18 protein-coding genes are annotated in these 19,736 nt (G+C 45.7%); 7 read left to right on the top strand and 11 right to left on the bottom strand.

The window, feature by feature from the left end:
• Window positions 1–13: 13 nt before the first annotated feature.
• Entirely contained in the window at window positions 14–682 is a 669-nt protein-coding gene (locus tag TOI97_RS02225; protein WP_321552502.1) for a TetR/AcrR family transcriptional regulator, read from the top strand.
• 286 nt (window positions 683–968) lie between these two features.
• Window positions 969–1,877, top strand: a complete 909-nt coding sequence (locus TOI97_RS02220) for a LysR family transcriptional regulator (protein WP_321552501.1) — start codon at window positions 969–971, stop codon at window positions 1,875–1,877.
• Window positions 1,878–1,961: 84 nt separating this feature from the next.
• On the opposite strand, the gene TOI97_RS02215 is transcribed toward TOI97_RS02220, so the two are convergent.
• The 8 genes from TOI97_RS02215 to TOI97_RS02180 form a co-directional block, all read right to left on the bottom strand.
• The gene (locus tag TOI97_RS02215; protein ID WP_321552500.1) at window positions 1,962–2,537 is read right to left on the bottom strand and encodes a YceI family protein; all 576 of its coding nucleotides are present in this window, start codon (window positions 2,535–2,537) and stop codon (window positions 1,962–1,964) included.
• A 39-nt stretch (window positions 2,538–2,576) separates the two neighbouring features.
• Complete coding sequence (locus tag TOI97_RS02210) at window positions 2,577–3,131, bottom strand: cytochrome b (RefSeq protein ID WP_321552499.1); 555 nt, start codon at window positions 3,129–3,131, stop codon at window positions 2,577–2,579.
• A gap of 261 nt (window positions 3,132–3,392) precedes the next feature.
• Entirely contained in the window at window positions 3,393–4,457 is a 1,065-nt protein-coding gene (gene fba, locus TOI97_RS02205; RefSeq protein ID WP_321552498.1) for a class II fructose-bisphosphate aldolase, read from the bottom strand.
• 86 nt (window positions 4,458–4,543) lie between these two features.
• A complete protein-coding gene (locus TOI97_RS02200; protein WP_321552497.1) occupies window positions 4,544–5,707 on the bottom strand; it encodes a phosphoglycerate kinase in 1,164 nt (387 codons plus the stop codon).
• A 13-nt stretch (window positions 5,708–5,720) separates the two neighbouring features.
• Complete coding sequence (gene epd / locus TOI97_RS02195) at window positions 5,721–6,779, bottom strand: erythrose-4-phosphate dehydrogenase (protein WP_321552496.1); 1,059 nt, start codon at window positions 6,777–6,779, stop codon at window positions 5,721–5,723.
• Between the two features lie 61 nt (window positions 6,780–6,840).
• Entirely contained in the window at window positions 6,841–8,841 is a 2,001-nt protein-coding gene (gene tkt / locus TOI97_RS02190; RefSeq protein ID WP_321552495.1) for a transketolase, read from the bottom strand.
• Window positions 8,842–9,109: 268 nt separating this feature from the next.
• Entirely contained in the window at window positions 9,110–10,300 is a 1,191-nt protein-coding gene (metK, locus tag TOI97_RS02185; protein ID WP_321552494.1) for a methionine adenosyltransferase, read from the bottom strand.
• 10 nt (window positions 10,301–10,310) lie between these two features.
• Complete coding sequence (locus TOI97_RS02180) at window positions 10,311–11,315, bottom strand: ArsR/SmtB family transcription factor (RefSeq protein ID WP_321552493.1); 1,005 nt, start codon at window positions 11,313–11,315, stop codon at window positions 10,311–10,313.
• A 227-nt stretch (window positions 11,316–11,542) separates the two neighbouring features.
• Between TOI97_RS02180 and TOI97_RS02175 the strand changes: the two genes are divergently transcribed.
• Together TOI97_RS02175 and yccS are read left to right on the top strand one after the other, a co-directional pair.
• On the top strand, window positions 11,543–11,734 hold the full coding sequence (locus tag TOI97_RS02175; RefSeq protein WP_321552492.1) for a hypothetical protein: 192 nt from the start codon (window positions 11,543–11,545) through the stop codon (window positions 11,732–11,734).
• Between the two features lie 90 nt (window positions 11,735–11,824).
• Complete coding sequence (yccS, locus tag TOI97_RS02170; protein ID WP_321552491.1) at window positions 11,825–13,993, top strand: YccS family putative transporter; 2,169 nt, start codon at window positions 11,825–11,827, stop codon at window positions 13,991–13,993.
• Here yccS and TOI97_RS02165 read toward each other — a convergent pair.
• Together TOI97_RS02165 and TOI97_RS02160 are read right to left on the bottom strand one after the other, a co-directional pair.
• A complete protein-coding gene (locus tag TOI97_RS02165) occupies window positions 13,990–14,655 on the bottom strand; it encodes a DNA-3-methyladenine glycosylase (RefSeq protein WP_407651298.1) in 666 nt (221 codons plus the stop codon). The genes yccS and TOI97_RS02165 overlap by 4 nt on opposite strands.
• A gap of 117 nt (window positions 14,656–14,772) precedes the next feature.
• A complete protein-coding gene (locus tag TOI97_RS02160; RefSeq protein WP_321552490.1) occupies window positions 14,773–15,930 on the bottom strand; it encodes an iron-containing alcohol dehydrogenase in 1,158 nt (385 codons plus the stop codon).
• A gap of 219 nt (window positions 15,931–16,149) precedes the next feature.
• On the opposite strand from TOI97_RS02160, the gene TOI97_RS02155 reads away from it, so the two are divergent.
• A complete protein-coding gene (locus TOI97_RS02155; protein WP_321552489.1) occupies window positions 16,150–16,554 on the top strand; it encodes a DUF4878 domain-containing protein in 405 nt (134 codons plus the stop codon).
• A gap of 130 nt (window positions 16,555–16,684) precedes the next feature.
• Window positions 16,685–17,269 (top strand): YiiX/YebB-like N1pC/P60 family cysteine hydrolase, encoded by a 585-nt coding sequence (locus TOI97_RS02150; protein WP_321552488.1) that lies wholly within the window; start codon window positions 16,685–16,687, stop codon window positions 17,267–17,269.
• A 208-nt stretch (window positions 17,270–17,477) separates the two neighbouring features.
• Here the strand turns inward: TOI97_RS02150 and TOI97_RS02145 are convergent, their stop codons facing one another.
• Window positions 17,478–17,714, bottom strand: coding sequence for a transposase (locus TOI97_RS02145; RefSeq protein WP_321552487.1), 237 nt, complete (start codon window positions 17,712–17,714; stop codon window positions 17,478–17,480).
• Window positions 17,715–17,828: 114 nt separating this feature from the next.
• On the opposite strand from TOI97_RS02145, the gene ligB reads away from it, so the two are divergent.
• Window positions 17,829–19,520 carry an NAD-dependent DNA ligase LigB gene (gene ligB / locus TOI97_RS02140; protein ID WP_321552486.1) on the top strand — a complete coding sequence of 564 codons (1,692 nt, stop codon included), beginning with the start codon at window positions 17,829–17,831 and terminating at the stop codon, window positions 19,518–19,520.
• The last annotated feature ends 216 nt before the right edge of the window (window positions 19,521–19,736 follow it).

Here is a 19,736-nt window from a genome sequence, read left to right as displayed (position 1 = left end):
GGAACACAACACAATGGACAAGCAAGCATCGACAATGAACAAAACTAAAAAAGCGCCAACTCGCCGAGGCGGACGGCCTTCGCTTAAACAAGCAGCAGATATTCAAGTACGCATTTTAGACGCAGCTGAAGAACATTTTTTACAAGATGGATTTAGCGCCACAAGCATCGAAGCCATCGCTAAACAAGCAAGCACCTCTAAAGCAACGGTGTACGCGCGCTTTAACAATAAAGAAGCTTTATTTATTGCAGTCAGTAATCGAGTGTTGAGCACACATTTTGCGCCCATAGTGCTCGACTCAGGAAGTTTGCAAGAGCGCCTAAAAGACTTGGCCTTACACATGCTTGATGCACTGCTTGATCCCAAAACTTTACGGATGTATAACATCATCGTGGCTGAGTCGGAGCGTTTCCCAGAACTGGCCCGCCTCAGTGATGAAAAATCTGCTTTTGCAGGCCAACAACTCCTGGAAACCCTACTCGCAGAAGAACAGGCTAAGGGAAATCTTACCAGTCATGCACTTGCTCCACTCTCTCAATTGTTTATCGCTTCTGTTGTATTAGAACCACTACGCTTAGTAAGTCTAGGCCTGCGTTCATTTGATCAAACTGCTCGTCAACAATGGGTTGACCTTGTGGTGGATGTTTTTTTAAACGGATGTCAGCAACAGCCCACAGCATAAGCTGAACCAGATCCTGTCACGCACAGTCATAATCTAAATGCCACTCAGAACACGCTCGTCGTCGATCTGTAAAGATATAAATTAGTTATGCTTTCTGCTGATCTAGTGTGACAACATGCTTGCCCTGTTCCCCGATTTTATGCGAGGGTTTACGGTAATTTTTCTAAACGCAAACATTCTAAAGGATCGCAATACGGTATAAATCGACTTAACTACCAAGCCCAAACTGTGTTACTACACCAATTCATACACCCTAAGCTTAAGTATCACTGACGATAGCCTGCCGATGAAAGCACCACGCATCACCTTAGACCAATGGAAAATATTACAAGCTGTGATTGATCATGGCGGCTATGCACAAGCAGCACAGGCATTACATTGCTCACAATCATCCATCAGCTATAACATTGCTCGCCTACAAGAACAGCTAGCCGTGCCACTATTGCGTATCGAAGGCCGTAAAGCGGTACTCACTCCAATAGGGGAAGTACTCTTACGCCGCTCACGACAACTCACCGCCGATGCAAGCCAACTCGAGGTCTTAGCTCAACAAATGCAAGAAGGTTGGGAAGCTGAAGTACGTTTAGTGGTCGATGTTGCATATCCCAGTCAAAATATCGTCCAAGCACTGCAAGCCTTCAAACCCTTAAGTCAAGGCTGCAGGGTACTATTACGGGAAGAAGTACTTTCCGGCACAGAAGAGTTACTGCAAGATAACGCTGCCGATATTGCTATAAGTGCGCTCAACATTACAGGGTACCTTCCCATTGAACTGGGTTCAATTACCTTCATTGCTGTCGCTCACCACCAGCACCCGCTGCATCAATTGGAACATCAATTGAGCGCCAATGATTTATCGGCATATATGCAAGTAGTGATACGTGATTCAGGAGAACGTCAGCCGCGTGATATCGGTTGGTTAGGCGCGGAACAACGTTGGACGGTTGCAAGTCTTGCTACATCAGCTGAGTTTATTCGCGCAGGCTTAGGTTTTGCTTGGCTGCCTGAACATGTAGTGGCTGATGACTTAGCCATTGGTTTACTGAAGAAACTGCCGTTACAAACCGGTAGTATTCGTCATCAACCTTTTTACTTATACAGCCAAAAAGATAGGCCGCTTGGAAAAGCGGCCAAAACACTAATGGACTGTATCCAAGCCAATGCACTACCTCGTTTGGCATGCTCCCCGTCCTAAAGGACGGGGATTCCGACTGCTAGGCTGGCATGCCCGAGCGCGAGAATATTTGTGCCGCAATAATGCCTTGGCCTTGCTGTTATATCACTGACGAATTCCTTCAACAGCCAAAGTCAGCTCTACACTTTCTGAAGCTGGTCCTAGATCAGTAGTAATACCAAAGTCAGCCAGTTTAAGCGTTGTCGTGCCTTCAAAGCCGGCACGATAACCACCCCATGGATCATCACCCTCACCAATAAATTGCGCATCAATCACGATCTCTTTGGTTACACCATTGAGCGTTAGATCACCAATCACATCAGCGGTACCTTCTCCTGTACTCACAACCTGAGTCGAGGCAAAGGTTGCCTTTGGGTGCTTACTTGTATTTAAAAAATCAGCACTGCGCAAATGCTTATCACGCTCAGCATGGTTACTGTCCAAACTCGCTGTACGCAAGGTCACATTCACCTTACTCGCTTCAGGCTGCTCTGCGTCATAACTAAATGTGCCATCAAAATCTTTAAAAGTGCCGTATAACCAGCTAAAACCTAAATGACTGATTTTAAAGTTGACAAAGGCATGCTGACCTTCCTGATCAATCACATAATCTGCTGCTGAAACGGCACCACTGGTCAATACTGAACCAAGGAGCAATGCTGCAAAAGTTTTCTTAAACATCTTATTACCTCTATCTTGTGAGTCGACGTTGTATATTAATTATTTAACGCCACAACCTAGCATACGCATAAGCGTGGTATCGCGATCAATCAAGTGGTGTTTTAGAGCAGCTAAAGCATGCAATCCCGCCAAAATCACTAGTACCCAAGCCGCATACCAATGCACTGCACCAGCTAAATCAGCCTGATTGGGTAAACCCGTGATCAACGCAGGAATCTCAAATAGATCAAAGACACTGATACCGCGCCCATCAGCTGTAGAAATCAAATAACCTGAAATCATCACCACAAACAATCCCAAGTACAGTAACGCATGACCTAAACGACTGAGTAATTGTACTGCCGGAGAATGAGTGCTTAATGCTGCTGGTTGCGGCGTCACTAAGCGCCACAGTATTCGAAACACCATCACAGCAAACAACACAACTCCAACGCTTTTATGTAATGCGGGAGCCGTACGGTACCATTCGCTGTAATAACTTAAACCGGTCATCCACAACCCCAGTGCAAACAGCGCAAACACTGCTAGTGCTACCGACCAGTGCATAGCCATACTGACTAAACCGTACCGATCTGATGAATTTCGCAACCGCATATCAACTCTCCAGATTTTTAATCTTTTCTATTGTAGCCAGTTAAATATTAATAAAAAGTTCTAATTATAGCTTATAAATATCGAATTTTTAGATATATAAAAGGGAAGTCATGCTGATTCACCCTACTCCCCAATCCTCAGCCTAATGCTGCAATCCATGATTGTGTAAGCACCATGCCCTTAAGCAATAAAAAACCCGCCTTAATAAAGCTTCTAAACGAAGTACTTTATTGCAGCGGGTTTCTGCAAGCAGAATGCGTTTTATTTGATGTTTTGGTACAACTCACCACTAGCGTAGCGCTGATACATTTTTTCTAAAGAAACTGGCTTGATTTTTGACGCGTTACCCGCTGTACCGAAAGCTTCATAGCGAGCAATACAGATATCACGCATCGCCGTAACGGTTTCAGCAAAGAACTTACGTGGATCAAATTCACTTGGATGTAACGCCATATGACGACGCATTGCACCAGTTGAAGCTAGACGTAGGTCTGTATCAATATTGACCTTACGCACGCCGTGCTTAATACCTTCAACAATTTCTTCTACAGGCACGCCGTAGGTTTCTTTAATATCACCACCATACTGATTGATAACCTGTAACCACTCTTGTGGTACAGAGCTAGAACCATGCATTACTAAATGCGTGTTCGGAATACGCTTATGAATTTCCTTGATGCGTTCAATAGCTAAGGTGTCGCCTGTAGGTGGTTTAGTGAACTTGTAAGCACCGTGACTGGTACCGATCGCAATAGCTAAAGCATCCACTTTAGTTTGCTTAACAAAGTCTGCAGCTTCTTCAGGATCTGTCAGCATTTGCGCCATATCCAACACGCCTTCTGCACCAATCCCATCTTCTTCGCCGGCCATACCTGTTTCTAGGCTACCTAAACAGCCTAACTCGCCTTCGACAGATACACCGCACGCGTGCGCCATTTCAACGGTACGACGCGTCACATCTACGTTGTACTCATAATCCATAGGTGTTTTGCCGTCTTCACCCAATGAACCATCCATCATTACGGATGAGAAACCCAACTGGATAGAACGCTGGCAAACATCAGGACTAGTACCGTGGTCTTGGTGCATACACACTGGGATATGAGGAAACTCTTCAATTGCCGCTAAGATCAGATGGCGCAAGAAAGGAGCTCCAGCATATTTACGCGCACCTGCTGACGCCTGAACAATCACTGGCGAATCTGTTTTATCCGCCGCTTCCATAATTGCACGCATTTGTTCTAGGTTGTTCACGTTAAATGCTGGTACGCCATAGCCAAACTCGGCGGCGTGATCAAGCATTTGACGCATACTAATTAGAGCCATATTGTTTCCCCGCAAGGTCATTAAATTCGATCCGGCTCACCCTATGTAAGCCGATTAGTGTCAGTCAGTGTACTAATAAAATAGGTTTAACCTTTAGCACGCTCTTCTAAGACAGCTACCGCTGGCAAAACTTTGCCCTCAACAAACTCAAGGAAGGCGCCACCACCGGTGGAAATATACGAAATCTTGTCAGCGACATTGTACTTATCAATTGCCGCCAGCGTATCACCACCACCTGCAATTGAGAATGCGTTACTAGCAGCAATCGCTTGCGCCAACACTTTTGTACCATTAGCAAACTGATCAAACTCAAACACACCCACTGGACCATTCCACAGGATAGTTTGTGAGTTCTTCAACAGTTCAGCAAACTGCTGAGCTGTTTCTGGACCGATATCCAAAATCATATCGTCTTCGGCCACATCGGCGACCGCCTTAACCGTTGCTTGCGCATCAGCAGCAAAAGCTTTAGCCACAACCACATCAACCGGCAAAGGCACATTAACTTTCTTTGCAATGGCTTTTGCAGTATCAACCAACTCTGCTTCATAGAGTGATTTCCCCACAGGGAAACCAGCAGCAGCAAGGAAGGTATTAGCAATACCACCACCCACAATTAACTGATCACAGATATCCGATAAACTGGTGAGTACATCTAGCTTAGTTGACACTTTAGAACCAGCAACAATAGCTGCCATTGGCTTCGCAGGCGCGTCTAGAGCTTTACCTAACGCAGCTAGCTCAGCTGAAAGCAACGGTCCAGCACAGGCTTGCTTAGCAAATTTAGCAACACCCTCGGTAGAGCCTTGAGCACGGTGCGCAGTGCCGAAAGCGTCCATGACAAAGACATCGCAAAGTGCTGCATATTTCTGTGCTAGCTCATCGGTATTTTTCTTCTCACCAATATTAAAGCGCACATTTTCCAGTAACACGATGTCACCAGGTGCAACTTCAACACCATCTAGATAGTCACGTACCAAAGGCACCTCACGATCCAATGCTTTGCTTAAGTAAGCTGCTACCGGTGCTAAGCTGTTTTCTTCACTAAACAGCCCTTCCTCAGGACGCCCCAAGTGTGAACAAACCATGACCGCCGCGCCTTTTTCTAAGGCCAAACGAATGGTTGGTAAAGATGCCACAATTCGTGCGTCACTTTGCACAACACCGTCTTTTACTGGCACGTTAAGGTCTTCACGGATCAAAACACGCTGATTAGTAAGATCGAGGTCAGTCATATTTAACACTGTCATGGAATTCAGTCCTTTACTGGCGATTAGTGGTACAGGCAATATTGAGGAAATGTTGCGCAACATCGAGCATGCGATTAGCAAAACCCCATTCATTATCAAACCAGGCCACAATGCTAAGCATACGAGGTCCACTCATCTGGGTTTGACTGGCATCAAAAATAGCCGAATGTGGATCATGGTTAAAATCGCAGCTGGCGTGCGGTAATTCAGTGTAATCAAGCAGTCCATGCAGCGCACCGTGCGCAGCTGCTTGTTTAAACAATTGATTAATAAATGTGATATCAGTATCTCGCTGAGTTTTTACTGTGATATCTAAGCACGACACATTCACCGTAGGTACACGCACTGCCTTAGCTTGAATTTTACCATTAAGCTGCGGCAGTAAACGCTCAATACCACGGGCAAGACCAGTTGATACTGGTACTACAGATTGAAAAGCAGAGCGGGTGCGCCGCAAGTCTTTATGGTGATATGCATCAATCACCGGCTGATCATTCATAGCAGAATGGATAGTAGTAATAAAAGCATGCTCAATACCAACACTCTGTTCGAGTAACTCAAGCAAAGGTACGCCGCAGTTGGTGGTACAGGACGCATTAGAGACTATCCTCTCACTCCCATCTAGCGTCGCATGATTGACCCCATAAACAATAGTGGCATCAACGTCTGCTGCACTTTCCATCGGCTGCGAGAACAGCACCCGTGGTACTCCTGCATCAATAAAACGCTGCGCATCTTCACGGGTGGCATACTGCCCAGAGCACTCCAACAGCAAGTCAATCTCTAAAGCAGCCCAATCAACCTGCTCTGGCTCACTCGCACAGAGCACTTGGACACATACACCGTTGATATGTAAACAATCACCCTCCACCCGTACTTCACCGGGAAAGCGGCCATGAGTGGAATCAAAGCGGGTGAGGTATTCGATACTGGCTTGGTCAGCGATGTCATTAAGGGCAATAATGTCAAAATTAGCACCTCCCTGCTTATGACGCTCGCTTAATGCACGTAGCACGCAACGACCAATACGACCGTAACCATTAAGTGCAACTCGAAATGGGCGTGCAGACATGAAAATCCTTACTGAAAAAACCGCGCATAGCACTCAACCCTGCGCGGCAGAATAACACCGCTTACTCGTCGTCAAGCAACTCAGCAGCTACATTAAGTACATCATTAAGCGTAAAACCAAACATTTCAAACAGTTGGTTCGCTGGTGCTGATTCACCGTAGCTTTGCATACCGATCACGCGACCATCAAGACCTACGTATTTGTACCAGTAGTCGGTGTGAGCAGCTTCAATGGCAATGCGCGCACCGACTTCAATTGGCAGAACGCTTTGTTTGTATTCTGCATCTTGTGCGTCAAACACACTGGTACACGGCATTGAAACGACTCGAACTTTATGGCCCTTCTCAGTTAACGCCTGATACGCATCCACCGCTAAGCCTACTTCTGAACCGGTAGCAATCAAAATTAGCTCAGGCTCACCTGTGCAGTCTTTTAAAATATATCCACCGCGTTCAATATCAGTGATTTGCTCAGCACTACGTGTTTGATGGTTCAAGTTTTGGCGGCTAAAAATTAATGCACTTGGACCGTCTTTGCGTTCCAATGCATACTTCCACGCAACAGCTGACTCAACCGCATCACATGGACGCCAAGTATCTAAGTTTGGCGTGGTACGCAAACTTGCCAACTGTTCAATCGGTTGGTGCGTTGGACCATCTTCACCTAAGCCAATAGAGTCATGAGTAAAGACATAAAGCACACGCTGCTTCATAAGCGCTGACATACGCACTGCGTTACGTGCATATTCCATAAACATCAGGAAGGTCGCACCGTAAGGAATCAAACCACCGTGCAACGCTACACCATTCATGATCGCGCTCATACCAAACTCACGCACACCATAAAACACGTAGTTACCTGAGGCATCCACTTCTGAAATGCCTTTACAACCGCTCCACAGAGTAAGATTAGAACCCGCTAGGTCAGCAGAACCACCGAGCAATTCTGGCAGTAATGGACCATAAGCATTCAAACTGTTTTGGCTAGCTTTACGACTCGCAATGCTTTCACCTTTAGCCGCAACCTCTGCTATGTACTGCGCAGATTTCTCTGCGAACTCAGCAGGTAAGTCACCGGCCATACGACGCTTAAACTCAGCTGCCAACTCTGGGAATTCAGCAGCATAAGCGGCAAAGCGCGCATCCCACTCGGCTTCAGCTTTAGCACCTGCTTCTTCAGCATTCCACTCGGCATAAATATCCGTTGGAATTTCGAAAGGTGCATGCGGCCAATTTAATTCAGCACGCGTTAAAGCAATTTCGTCATCACCCAGCGGTGCGCCATGACTGGTTTCTTTACCAGCACGGTTAGGTGAACCGAAACCAATCACAGTTTTACAACAAATCAAAGTGGGCTTGTCGCTTTCACGTGCTGCTTCAAGTGCAACTTCAATCTCATCAGGATTGTGACCGTCCACATTACGAATCACATGCCAACCATAGGCCTCAAAGCGACGAGGCGTATCATCACTGAACCAGCCCTGCACTTGGCCATCAATGGAAATTCCATTGTCATCGTAAAAAGCAGTCAGTTTATTGAGACCTAAAGTACCAGCCAACGAACAAACTTCATGGGAAATACCTTCCATCAAGCAACCATCACCTAAAAACACATAGGTCTGGTGATCCACAATTTCATGGCCAGGACGGTTGAACTGTGCGCCTAGCACTTTTTCAGCTAAAGCAAAACCTACTGCATTGGCTAAGCCTTGACCCAACGGCCCCGTAGTGGTTTCAACACCAGCAGTGTAACCATATTCAGGGTGCCCAGGGGTGCGGCTGTGTAATTGACGGAAGTTTTTAAGATCATCTAAGTTGACATCATAACCCGTTAGATGCAGTAACGAATACAACAGCATTGAACCGTGGCCATTGGACAGCACAAAACGGTCGCGATCGATCCACTGGGGATTTTTAGGGTTGTGCTTCAGATGATCACGCCACAGGACTTCGGCGATATCCGCCATGCCCATTGGTGCTCCCGGGTGGCCACTGTTGGCTTTTTGAACAGCATCCATGCTTAGGGCGCGAATGGCATTGGCTCGCTCACGACGGCTGGGCATTACTGAATCTCCTGACGCTAAAATTTAAAATAAAGACGGCTATTTTCACCCACCTTAACTCAGGGGGCAAACTTTGTAGTAAATCTCAGGCGACATGATAACGGATAACCGTTAAAAATTGGGCATTTGTGACAGCACTTTACTGCACTACAGACAAGAAGCTTTTATTCACACACGAGAACTGCACACAATTTAATCTATTTTCTATACATCAAGCAGGCAATCACAACAGTTTCACCGCACTGGCAAAACTGTTGTGATGCAGTTTTTACAAACCAGCAGCGGCGCGTAAGGCATCAACACGATCGGTTTTTTCCCAGCTAAACGCAGTGAACGTATCACCCTCTACCGTCATTTCATAAGGTATACGACCGAAATGACCATAAGCAGCTGTAGCCTTATACATTGGATGCAATAAGTCCAACATATGTGTGATGGCATACGGACGTAAATCAAAAACCTCGCGCACCACCTGGATAATTTTCTCGTCGCTGATTTTTCCTGAACCAAAGGTATTCAAAGAAATTGAAGTAGGTTCCGCAACACCAATGGCATAAGACACCTGTATTTCACAACGCTCTGCTAAGCCTGCAGCAACAATATTTTTTGCCACATAACGACCTGCGTAAGCAGCACTACGGTCTACTTTAGATGGATCCTTACCCGAGAAAGCTCCACCACCATGGCGGGCCATACCACCATAGGTATCGACAATAATTTTACGGCCAGTTAAACCACAATCACCCACAGGTCCACCAATAACAAACTTACCGGTTGGATTGATATGGAACTGAGTATCTTTGTGTAACAGCTCAGCAGGCAGTGTCTGCTTCACAATCAGCTCCATTACAGCTTCGTGAAGATCTTTCTGTGATACATCTGGGTTATGCTGCGTTGACACAACTACTGCATCAATACCAACCACCTTACCCTGCTCATAACGGCAAGTAACTTGGCTTTTCGCATCCGGACGCAACCATGGTAGTAAACCGCTCTTACGCACTTCAGCCTGACGTTCCATTAAACGGTGGGAGAACGTAATAGGTGCAGGCATTAATACATCGGTTTCATTACTGGCATAACCAAACATTAAACCTTGATCGCCCGCACCCTGCTCTTCCGGTTTACTGCGATCCACACCCTGAGCAATTTCTGCTGACTGCTTACCAATAATATTGATAATACCGCAAGTAGCACCGTCGTAACCCACATCAGAGCTGTTGTAACCAATGTCAACTATGACATCACGTACCAACTGCTCTAAATCAATCCAAGCATCAGTGGTAATCTCACCTGCAACAATTGCAACACCTGTTTTGACTAAAGTTTCACAAGCTACACGCGCTTGTTTATCTTCAGTAATAATTGCATCCAGCACCGCATCGGAAATTTGATCCGCGATTTTATCGGGATGTCCCTCAGAGACAGACTCTGAAGTAAAAATTGAATATTCGCTCATTTCGGTTCCTTTAACTACCGGTTCGTGAGATTGCTTCATGATCCGGCTTGGCAAAATGCCGTAGCTGAATTTGAAAGCCGTTTTTAAGGCCCAGGTAAAGACTTTCACTGGGCTTGAGTCCTGCGGCACTGGCCCATAAGGCCAGTTCATCCTGATCAAAACCTAACCAGAGATCGCCGCAGGCCTGCTTGGCCCAATCTTGGTCATGACGGCATAATTCAGTGATCAACAAACTACCACCAGGCTTAATCAACCGCGCCAACTGGCTCAAGGCTTCTGCTGGGGCAGCAAAATGGTGCAGCACCATATTCACTACAACACAGTCTGCAACGGGCAGTGCATCATACAAAGCATCAGCCAACTTTAATTCAACATTGGCCAACCCCTGCTTAGCGCAAGTGTGTCGCGCTAACTCTAGCATTTGCGGACTATTATCAATCGCAACTACCTGTTGAAAACGACTGGCCAACTCCACTAAAAAAACCCCATCTCCTGGTCCCACCTCAATAGCAGTTGCTTCAGGAGCAAAGGTTAAAGAATCTAGAAGTGCTAACAAGCTATCGCGAAACTGCGGTAAACCTGCAATTAAATCTTGACGACTTTGAAAATCGCCAGCCATACGCTCAAAAAACTCCTGACTCGCTTGAGCACGCTGTGCATGCACATGCTCAATACGCTGCGCTATCTCCTCCGATACAGGTAATTTATCTAAACTGCTCAAGAGTGCTTGATGTAGCAATTCATCACGCCCTTGACTGTGCGGCAAGCTACGGCGATAAAAAATAGCATTGCCTTCACGTCTTGAAGTGACTAATCCCGCTTGAGTAAGCACTTTTAAGTGATGACTGATACCTGATTGACCTGTGGCGAAAATATGTGCTAGCTCTAAAACACCAAAAGAGTCATTGCTTAAAGCACGCAAAATATTAAGACGCAAGGGCTCACCAGCCGCTTTACAAAAAGCGGCCAGTTCATCCGTAGCATTTTGAGTCGATAATTGCGCTATCGTATCCATAAGACGAACAGTTTAGACGCTGACGCTGCACACGGCAACACCTATATCAATAAAAATTGATATAGGCCTAATTCGCCCACCAAGCTGACACATACAGGCTTGCTAATAATCTATGCAGATCAACTACCTAGCTGCTTTAATTCATTGAACCGTTCATTAATCTGTAACTCAAAGAGACTATAAATAGCGCCGAACTTAAGTTTCCACACCATTCAAGGATCTGAGTCATGTCGACCGTTAATGAATTAGCCGAACAAATCAAACTCCTTTACCCCTTACAAGATAAACAGCAAGGAATCCGCTATCGCGTCGTCGACGAATTAGCAGGTACTACGGAACTGGAAGCCGTCACAGGTCAACCACGCTATGTACCAACTCACTCCCTACAGGACTCAAGCCGCTGGCAGTTCCAAGTCTAAAAGGGACTTGCCGTTTTCACCACCTTATGCGAGCCTTAAAATCTTGCTTTTCAGGTATAGTTAGCTATTCATCAGGTGCAAGGAAAACCTATGGGCGCTCTCTCTCTTAGTCACTCATTACGCCGTCTTTGGGCTTTAGAACGATTTGGTTCAGGCTTACGTTTTTTTATCGCACTCGCAGGTTGCATGGCTTGGTGCTGGTATCACCAGCAAATGGAATTACTTACACCGTTATTTCTAGGTGTAATAGCCAGTGCTTTAGCTGAGTCTGATGACAGTTGGCAAGGGCGTTTATTCTCTGCCTGCATCACACTGATTTTTTTCTTTTTGACCGCTCTTTCTGTCGAATTGCTTTACCCTTACCCGTGGCTATTTGTTGTCGCTCTGTCGGGCAGTACCTTCTGGCTCATCATGCTAGGTGCTCTAGGAGAGCGCTATGCCACTATGGCATTTGCCACATTGATTCTTGCGATTTACACCATGATCGGCCTAGAACAAAGCAGCGAGGTTTTGGTGTCAATCTGGCAGCAACCCATCCTCTTGGTAACAGGCGCTGCTGTATACGGTGTGCTCTCTGTCATTTGGTACGGCTCTTTTTCGCAACAACCCTTACAGCACAGCCTCGCGCGCTTATTTCGCGAACAATGTGCTTACTTAAAAGCTAAGTCTGCACTCTTTGAACCTTTGCGTAATATGGATATTGAAGGCCACCGTTTAGCTATTGCGAAGCAAAATAGCCGTGTTGTGGCAGCTCTTAATGATACTAAAAGCATTATTCTGCACCGTGTTGGCGGGCGTAATAACAGTAAAGTCAACCGCTACTTAAAACTGTATTTTCTAGCTCAAGATATTCATGAGCGTGCTAGCTCTTCACACTACCCTTACCAAAAACTGTCTGAAGCATTTTTCCACAGTGATGTTCTCTTTCGCTGCTTACGCTTATTACGCCAACAAGGGGATGGCTGTAAAGCACTCGCCAAGGCCATTGAAATGCGCCAACCCTTTGACTATGGAGGCGGTCACACTGCAGCATTAGAAGACTTGCAGGGTGCTATTGCCTACCTCAAGCAGCAAAATAATCCAGAATGGCGTGACCTATTACGTTCACTGCGCGCATTGGCCAATAATCTCAGCACCTTAGATCACTTACTGCGTGATGCAGCAAACCCTGATGTAGTAGCATTAACTAAAGATGATGCGATTCTCGATCGCGATCCCCATACATTCAAAGAAGCTTTCGAGCGTGTACTACAGCATCTCAGCATTCACTCACTGCTTTTCCGCCACGCACTACGTTTGAGCATTGCCGTGGCCGCTTGTTATGGCATCATGCTGGCGTTACATCCTAATCAAGGCTATTGGATTTTATTGACCGCAGTATTTGTCTGCCGCCCTAATTACGGAGCAACACGCGCTAGACTAATCGAACGTATTATCGGCACTTTAATTGGGCTAGGTGCTAGTTGGGTACTCTTCGAACTTTTTCCACAGCTCTGGATACAAGCCCTCATTGCTGTTGCAGCAGGCGTTGCTTACTTCACCACACGTACCAGTCACTACAAATACTCAACCGCTTTTATCACTTTGATGGTGCTGTTCTGTTTTAACCAAATTGGTGATGGCTATAATCTATTTATACCTCGCCTTACTGACACCTTAATTGGTAGTGCAGTGGCCGGTCTTGCTGTATTTCTCATTTTACCCGACTGGCAAGCACGCCGATTAAACGTCGTGCTGGCACAAACACTACGCAATAATGGCCGCTATCTACAGCAAATCATGCAGGAATATACACAAGGTAAAACAGATGATATGGCCTACCGCGTAGCCCGTCGCGATGCCCATAACGCAGATGCTACGCTCTCCAGTACCCTAACCAATATGCTGAAAGAACCTGGTCACTTCCGTCGCCAAACAGATATTGGCTTTCGTTTTTTACTCCTCTCACATACGCTACTTAGCTACATTTCAGCATTGGGTGCTCACCGTGAAAAACTCGCTCACGCCCCCACCTACCCCTTATTGAATCAAGATGCACAACTACTGGCAGCGAGTCTAGAGGAAATTGCACAACAACTGATTAAACGAGAACCTATTGAGGTCCACAGTGAAACTGAGCAACAACTCACTTACCGTTTACGTGATTTACCTGAGGAGGAAGATGACACCTTACGCCTCTTACAAACACAGCTCTTATTAATCAGTCAGCAACTGGGCTCAATTCGTACCCTAGCTGCACATGTACTGAATAAAACCTAAATAGGTTTAGGAGTGAGACGCCAAAAATCACGCCCCTCTGCTTGCCCGCGACGTAATGGATTTTTTGTACAATATAGCGCAAATTCAGCATCGACAAAGCGGTAAGGTAAGTGCTCATCACGGCCCAGTGGAATACCTAAACGCGTACTTTGAATAATCTCTTTAGGGCGTAAACCACAGTCCTCCACATACAAGTGCTGAGCCGAAAAGCGTTGATTATCCCAATCAGGCACTTTGAGCCCTAGGCTCTTACACAACAAAGTTTGCCCACAGCACAGCTTATACACCGGTCGCGGCTGTCCTTGACGGTCAGGGTTATTGGCTTGCAAAACCGATAAGGTTGACGGAGGTGATAGCTCATCAAAGTATGGATAGCCAGACTTAATTAATACGGCATTACCAGGCCCATGAGCACTAAAGTTTAACGAGTCCCCACCTCGCGCATAATACATATAGATGGTGCCACCATCTTTAAATAAAGCTTGGCGCTTCTCGGTATACCCCAAAGAAGCATGACTGCCCTTATCCGTTAATAAATAAGCCTCTGTCTCAATGATTCGCGCACTGAGCCATACCCCCTGGTAACAATAGCGAATCACTTTACCTAATAGGTCTGGCGCCAACTCAAGCGCTGGGCGATCAAAAAAATCATCTGCAAGCATCGTAATCTACCCAACACCCTCACTGACTCGTTGACTCGTTGCTCAAGTAAACATCTCGCCGTCCAAACGAAAGACACGATAATGGAGCGGCGAGACCCAATTGCTTGATATACAGCCTTACAAACAATCTTCTAGCACCCGTCGACTCACCGCCAAATCAATGTCCTTATGTTCACCTAAATCAAGTATACCGTGAGCTTCTAACTGCCTTAGCACAGCCTCCACTGCACTCTGATCAAGCTCATAATCCGATAAGCGTGTTTTCACACCCAATCCTTCAAAAAAATCGCGAGTCTGTGCAATCACTGCATCGATACGCTGCTCATCATCACCTTCGCGTATCCCCCAGACCCTCTCCGCATATTGCAATAATTTTTCACGTTTAGCAGCGCGACGCTCATGCATCATTGCCGGCAAAACTATGGCTAGCGTTTGTGCATGATCCAACCCGTACAGTGCTGTCAATTCATGACCAATCAAGTGAGTAGACCAGTCTTGCGGCACACCTGCACCAATCAAACCATTGAGCGCTAGAGTGGCGACCCACATTAAATTAGCACGCACGTCATAATCATCTGGCTGACTGAGTGCCAACGGGCCCTGCTCAACTAAAGTCTGCAGTAAGCCTTCTGCAAAACGATCTTGCACAGGCGCGTTCACCGGATACGTTAAATATTGCTCAATTACATGCACAAAAGCATCCACGATACCATTGGCCACTTGACGCTCGGGCAAAGTAAAACTTTTACTTGGATCGAGCATAGAAAACTTTGGAAAAACAAAATTACTGTGAAATGGCAACTTCGACTGCAAGGTACTGCGAGTAATTACACTGCCATTGTTCATTTCTGAACCCGTTGCGGCTAATGTCAAGACAGTACCTATTGGCAAAGCCGCTTGAATATCACGCCCACCGGTCAACAAGATATTCCAAGGCTCGTCAGGATAAGGCACTGCAGCCGCAACAAATTTAGTTCCATCAATCACAGACCCACCACCGACAGCGAGTAAAAAATCAATTTGTTCTGCACGCGCAATGTGAACGGCTTGCATCAAAGTTTCGTAAGTTGGATTAGCCTCAATACCTCCAAACAAATACACACTGCGTGTACCTAAAGCACGCTGCACTTCCCCTAGCGTCCCTGTACGCTGCGCACTTTGCCCGCCATACAGCACCATGACTTTAGCTTCAGCAGGTACAAACTGTTCCAGTTGGGCAATACAACCTTGACCAAAACTGATATGAGTCGGGTTATAAAAATCAAAATTAAACATTTAAAATTTCCTATTATTTCGCAACAGCAAAAGCATGTATGACCATCAGATCAATCAACAAACGACCCACCACCTAAAAAACAATGTACCTAATTCACCGCATCACTACTATGGAAAAAATCCCGCTTGACCAACACTCCTGAAGGTATATGTTTAGTACGTCACAGGTAACAACAGTTATACTTATTGAACTTCATTTATTCACGCAAAGGACTTTCTATGCAAACTTTACGTAATAGCTTATTTTTACTGCTGACCGCAGCTTTTTTAATCGCATGCTCCCCCAACAGTACGCCCGAAAAAGCTGCACAAAACTATATTGATACAATACTTGCCAATGACATTGACGGCTTGATGGATACCTTATATTTTCCTGATGGGGCTGATGCCGAAGAACGCTCACTGGTACGCGGCAAACTGACTATATTGCTTGCAGAAACCAGTACCCGCACCATTAGCATGGGTGGTGTGAAAGATGTCAGCTACTCCAAAACTGAATACAATGAAGATAAAACCCGCGCTAACATCGGCGTCACCATTCATTACAAACGGGAAGACGCTCCTGTTAAAACAGAAAATATTGCTCTAAGAAAAACCGATAAAGGTTGGAAAGTCTCACTCTAAAGCCTTTACAGTACTCTAAAAGCACGGACGCTTTAGTACATTACGGATAAATCCCTGCCCTATGGGACACTCTTTTAAACTAAAATTTAAACAACCGCTGTACCTTATCTTAACTCTCGCAATACTTAGCTTGAGTTTTGCACTCTACATTGCCCAAGCATTGGCTGCACGCAATATAGCCACTCCAGCTCTCACCGAACTGCCACAACTTGCAGTCGGAGATTGGATCTTTCGCGCCGGCACATCAAGTGAGAGCCAGCTGATTCAATCCTTAAGTAGTGGTGAATTTTCCCATATAGGCATGATTGTGAACCTGCACCCTGAGCCTTTGATTGTACATGCCACCACTGATGATGATCCACAGCGTGCTAATCAAGTTCTAACCTCAACCCTCAGTGAGTTTATTGACCCCAAACGCGCTCGTCGTTTTGCTATTGCACGCCCTAAGTTTCTATCCACCACAGATGCGCAAAAAGCCGCCCAGCATGCACTACGGAAACTTGGGCAGCCTTTTGTACTCACCCAACGTAAACATCAACCCTTATATTGCACCACCCTCATTGCTGATGCACTGCAACACAGCAACACGTCCTTTCAACCAGTATGGCAACACATTAATGCTCCATTATTTAGCGGCGAATACCTGTTCCCTAGCGCCTTTGCTGCCCACCCCGACATCGATTGGATTTATCACTCGCACAATACCCTAAAATAAATATACAACGAGCTATGCTGTAATACTTGAGTAGCAAAAGAAGATCGAGCACGGTGCTCTATAAACAATCAAAATCTTTAACGCATTTGAAAGTATTCTTTGTGGAAATGGTCAGCCGGACAGCCCAACTTTTGCATACCTTTTTGAATAGCATCTACAAAACCAGACTTGCGTATTCTGCGACTGACCTTTTGACATCCTCCCCGCTCTAAAGGACGGGGATTCCCACTGCTAGATGGCCATGCTCGACCGCAAGAATGTTTTGCGCCGCGTTTATATCACGGTCGTGGGCGGCACCACACTCACTGCACGTCCATTCTCTTATTCCACCTTTCGGCCTGCTATCAGGCAATGCGCCACAACTGCTATAGGTTTGGGTGGTATATGCCCCGTTGACATCCTTAAAAATAATGCCTGCATAGGCAATACATTTTATCCAAACCATGTAAACGCTTTTCCAACCATATAAGCCATACCGCTAGCAGCATGATCCATGCCAAGCCATTTTGAATTTCTTGACTACACTACATAAGCCCCATCAACAGCAAGGATGCTAATTATGCTTATCTATATATTGATTGTTTTATGCTTAGCTAGTGGTTTCGCTACACCTGTTTTAGCCGCCATTGATTGCCCAGTTTGGAACTCCCAACAAGCCCAACAAGAAATTAACACCCTGCAACAACAACTGGCTCAATGGGATAGCAGTTACCACAATGACGGTATTCCACTCATCCCTGATGAAGTTTATGATCAAGCACGACAGCAATTACGTGTCTGGCAACACTGTTTCAGCACAGAAAAAACGGAAGAGCCGGCTAATGTTGCTTTACAATCCGCACGCGGTGAATGGATGCACCCTTTTAGTCAAATGGGTTTACGCAAACTCAACGAAAAAGAGCTACAACATTGGATGCAGCAGCGAACAAATTTATGGGTTCAACCCAAAGTGGATGGCGTGGCCGTCACTTTAATTTATCAAAATGGACAACTGAGCCAAATGCTCAGCCGCGGTGATGGCTTAAAAGGGCATAGTTGGTTGCAACACGCTCAAGTCATCTCTGCAATTCCTAAACAACTTCCTGCTCAGCAAAACCGTATCACTTTGCAAGGTGAACTCTTTTTAAAACAGCCCAATACCGTTCAAGCCCAACAACATAATAATTCAGCACGTACTCAAGTAGCCGGTCTGTTAAATCGACAAACCCTTAGCACCGTAGAGGGACATAAAATTGGTATCTTTATTTGGGAATGGCCAGACGGTCCAGACAGCATGCTCGACCGCTTACAACAGCTACAAGACTTTGGTTTTATCCATAGTATTAACTATAGTCAGCCTGTCCAAAACCTCCCGCAGGTTAAACATTGGCGCAACCATTGGTACAGCTCAGCCCTTCCCTTTGCCAGTGATGGTGTCGTTATTAAACAAAGCCAACGCCACATTCCACATCCACGCAGCTCTTATCCTCCTTTGTGGGCAGTGGCTTATAAATATCCTATTCAACAAGCACTTAGTACTGTCACGGATATAACTTTTAATATTGGCCGCAGCGGCCGTATCACCCCCATTGCTCACCTTACAGCCACGCCCTTACATGGAAAAACTATCCGCAAGGTCAGCTTAGGCTCTTTAAAGCGACTGGAAAAATTGAATCTTCAGCTTGGTGATCATGTTGCTATTGCTCTATCTGGTCATTCAATTCCACAGCTCAAAAAAGTTATATGGCGCAGTCCTCAGCGACAACAAGTCAACTTACCAAACGCTAAGCAGTATCATGCTCTCAGTTGTTGGCAAGATACCCCCGAATGTCGACAACAGTTTCTTGCACGTCTGACGTGGTTAGGCCATAAAAAAGCCCTCAACATGTCGGGCATAGGAAGACAAACTTGGCAAACTTTATTAGATGCCGGAAAAATACCTCATCTCACAGCTTGGCTCGAACTAGATCATGAGGACTTAGTTACATTGCCTCTTTTTGCACACAAACGCAGTCAGCATCTACTTAATGTCTTTACTCAAGCTAAACAGCAACCTTTTAGCTCTTGGTTAACCGCTCTAAGTGCACCCTCATTCATTCGTCCTAAACCAGAAGACACCTGGCAACAACTTACTGCGCTCGATGAAAATGATTGGCAAATACAACGCCACTTAAGCACAAATAATGCACAACGCGCTGTTGCTTTTTTCCAACACCCTGCAGTGCAGACAATCGCCCTCAATCTACGCAAGCAGGGTATTACTGGTTTTTAAGCTAAAATTACCCCCTCCCAAAGGCGTATTGCGAGCCCACCCCCCAGTACGGAGAATACTTGCGCTTTATTACGACTATATTCTAAGTCAGTATAAAAGCGCGCCTGTGCGCCCCTCATAAAAATAAAAATAGCGGCCAAGACAGTTCATTCATAGTGTTACTAGAAAGTAATACGCTGTGCCCGTTTTTTTGAGGCAAAACCATATAAGAGCAGT

This window comes from Denitrificimonas halotolerans, from assembly GCF_034259425.1.
GTDB classification, from domain to species: Bacteria; Pseudomonadota; Gammaproteobacteria; order Pseudomonadales; family Pseudomonadaceae; genus Denitrificimonas; species Denitrificimonas halotolerans.
This window is presented reverse-complemented; position numbering and strand designations above follow the sequence as displayed.

What these genes read in the sequence shown, in the direction of transcription:
- TOI97_RS02225 (WP_321552502.1), top strand. Translation starts at nt 14, where the DNA reads ATGGACAAGCAAGCATCGACAATGAACAAAACTAAAAAAGCGCCAACT.
- TOI97_RS02220 (WP_321552501.1), top strand. Translation starts at nt 969, where the DNA reads ATGAAAGCACCACGCATCACCTTAGACCAATGGAAAATATTACAAGCT.
- TOI97_RS02215 (WP_321552500.1), bottom strand. Translation starts at nt 2,537, where the DNA reads ATGTTTAAGAAAACTTTTGCAGCATTGCTCCTTGGTTCAGTATTGACC.
- TOI97_RS02210 (WP_321552499.1), bottom strand. Translation starts at nt 3,131, where the DNA reads ATGCGGTTGCGAAATTCATCAGATCGGTACGGTTTAGTCAGTATGGCT.
- fba (WP_321552498.1), bottom strand. Translation starts at nt 4,457, where the DNA reads ATGGCTCTAATTAGTATGCGTCAAATGCTTGATCACGCCGCCGAGTTT.
- TOI97_RS02200 (WP_321552497.1), bottom strand. Translation starts at nt 5,707, where the DNA reads ATGACAGTGTTAAATATGACTGACCTCGATCTTACTAATCAGCGTGTT.
- epd (WP_321552496.1), bottom strand. Translation starts at nt 6,779, where the DNA reads ATGTCTGCACGCCCATTTCGAGTTGCACTTAATGGTTACGGTCGTATT.
- tkt (WP_321552495.1), bottom strand. Translation starts at nt 8,841, where the DNA reads ATGCCCAGCCGTCGTGAGCGAGCCAATGCCATTCGCGCCCTAAGCATG.
- metK (WP_321552494.1), bottom strand. Translation starts at nt 10,300, where the DNA reads ATGAGCGAATATTCAATTTTTACTTCAGAGTCTGTCTCTGAGGGACAT.
- TOI97_RS02180 (WP_321552493.1), bottom strand. Translation starts at nt 11,315, where the DNA reads ATGGATACGATAGCGCAATTATCGACTCAAAATGCTACGGATGAACTG.
- TOI97_RS02175 (WP_321552492.1), top strand. Translation starts at nt 11,543, where the DNA reads ATGTCGACCGTTAATGAATTAGCCGAACAAATCAAACTCCTTTACCCC.
- yccS (WP_321552491.1), top strand. Translation starts at nt 11,825, where the DNA reads ATGGGCGCTCTCTCTCTTAGTCACTCATTACGCCGTCTTTGGGCTTTA.
- TOI97_RS02165 (WP_407651298.1), bottom strand. Translation starts at nt 14,655, where the DNA reads ATGCTTGCAGATGATTTTTTTGATCGCCCAGCGCTTGAGTTGGCGCCA.
- TOI97_RS02160 (WP_321552490.1), bottom strand. Translation starts at nt 15,930, where the DNA reads ATGTTTAATTTTGATTTTTATAACCCGACTCATATCAGTTTTGGTCAA.
- TOI97_RS02155 (WP_321552489.1), top strand. Translation starts at nt 16,150, where the DNA reads ATGCAAACTTTACGTAATAGCTTATTTTTACTGCTGACCGCAGCTTTT.
- TOI97_RS02145 (WP_321552487.1), bottom strand. Translation starts at nt 17,714, where the DNA reads ATGGTTTGGATAAAATGTATTGCCTATGCAGGCATTATTTTTAAGGAT.
- ligB (WP_321552486.1), top strand. Translation starts at nt 17,829, where the DNA reads ATGCTTATCTATATATTGATTGTTTTATGCTTAGCTAGTGGTTTCGCT.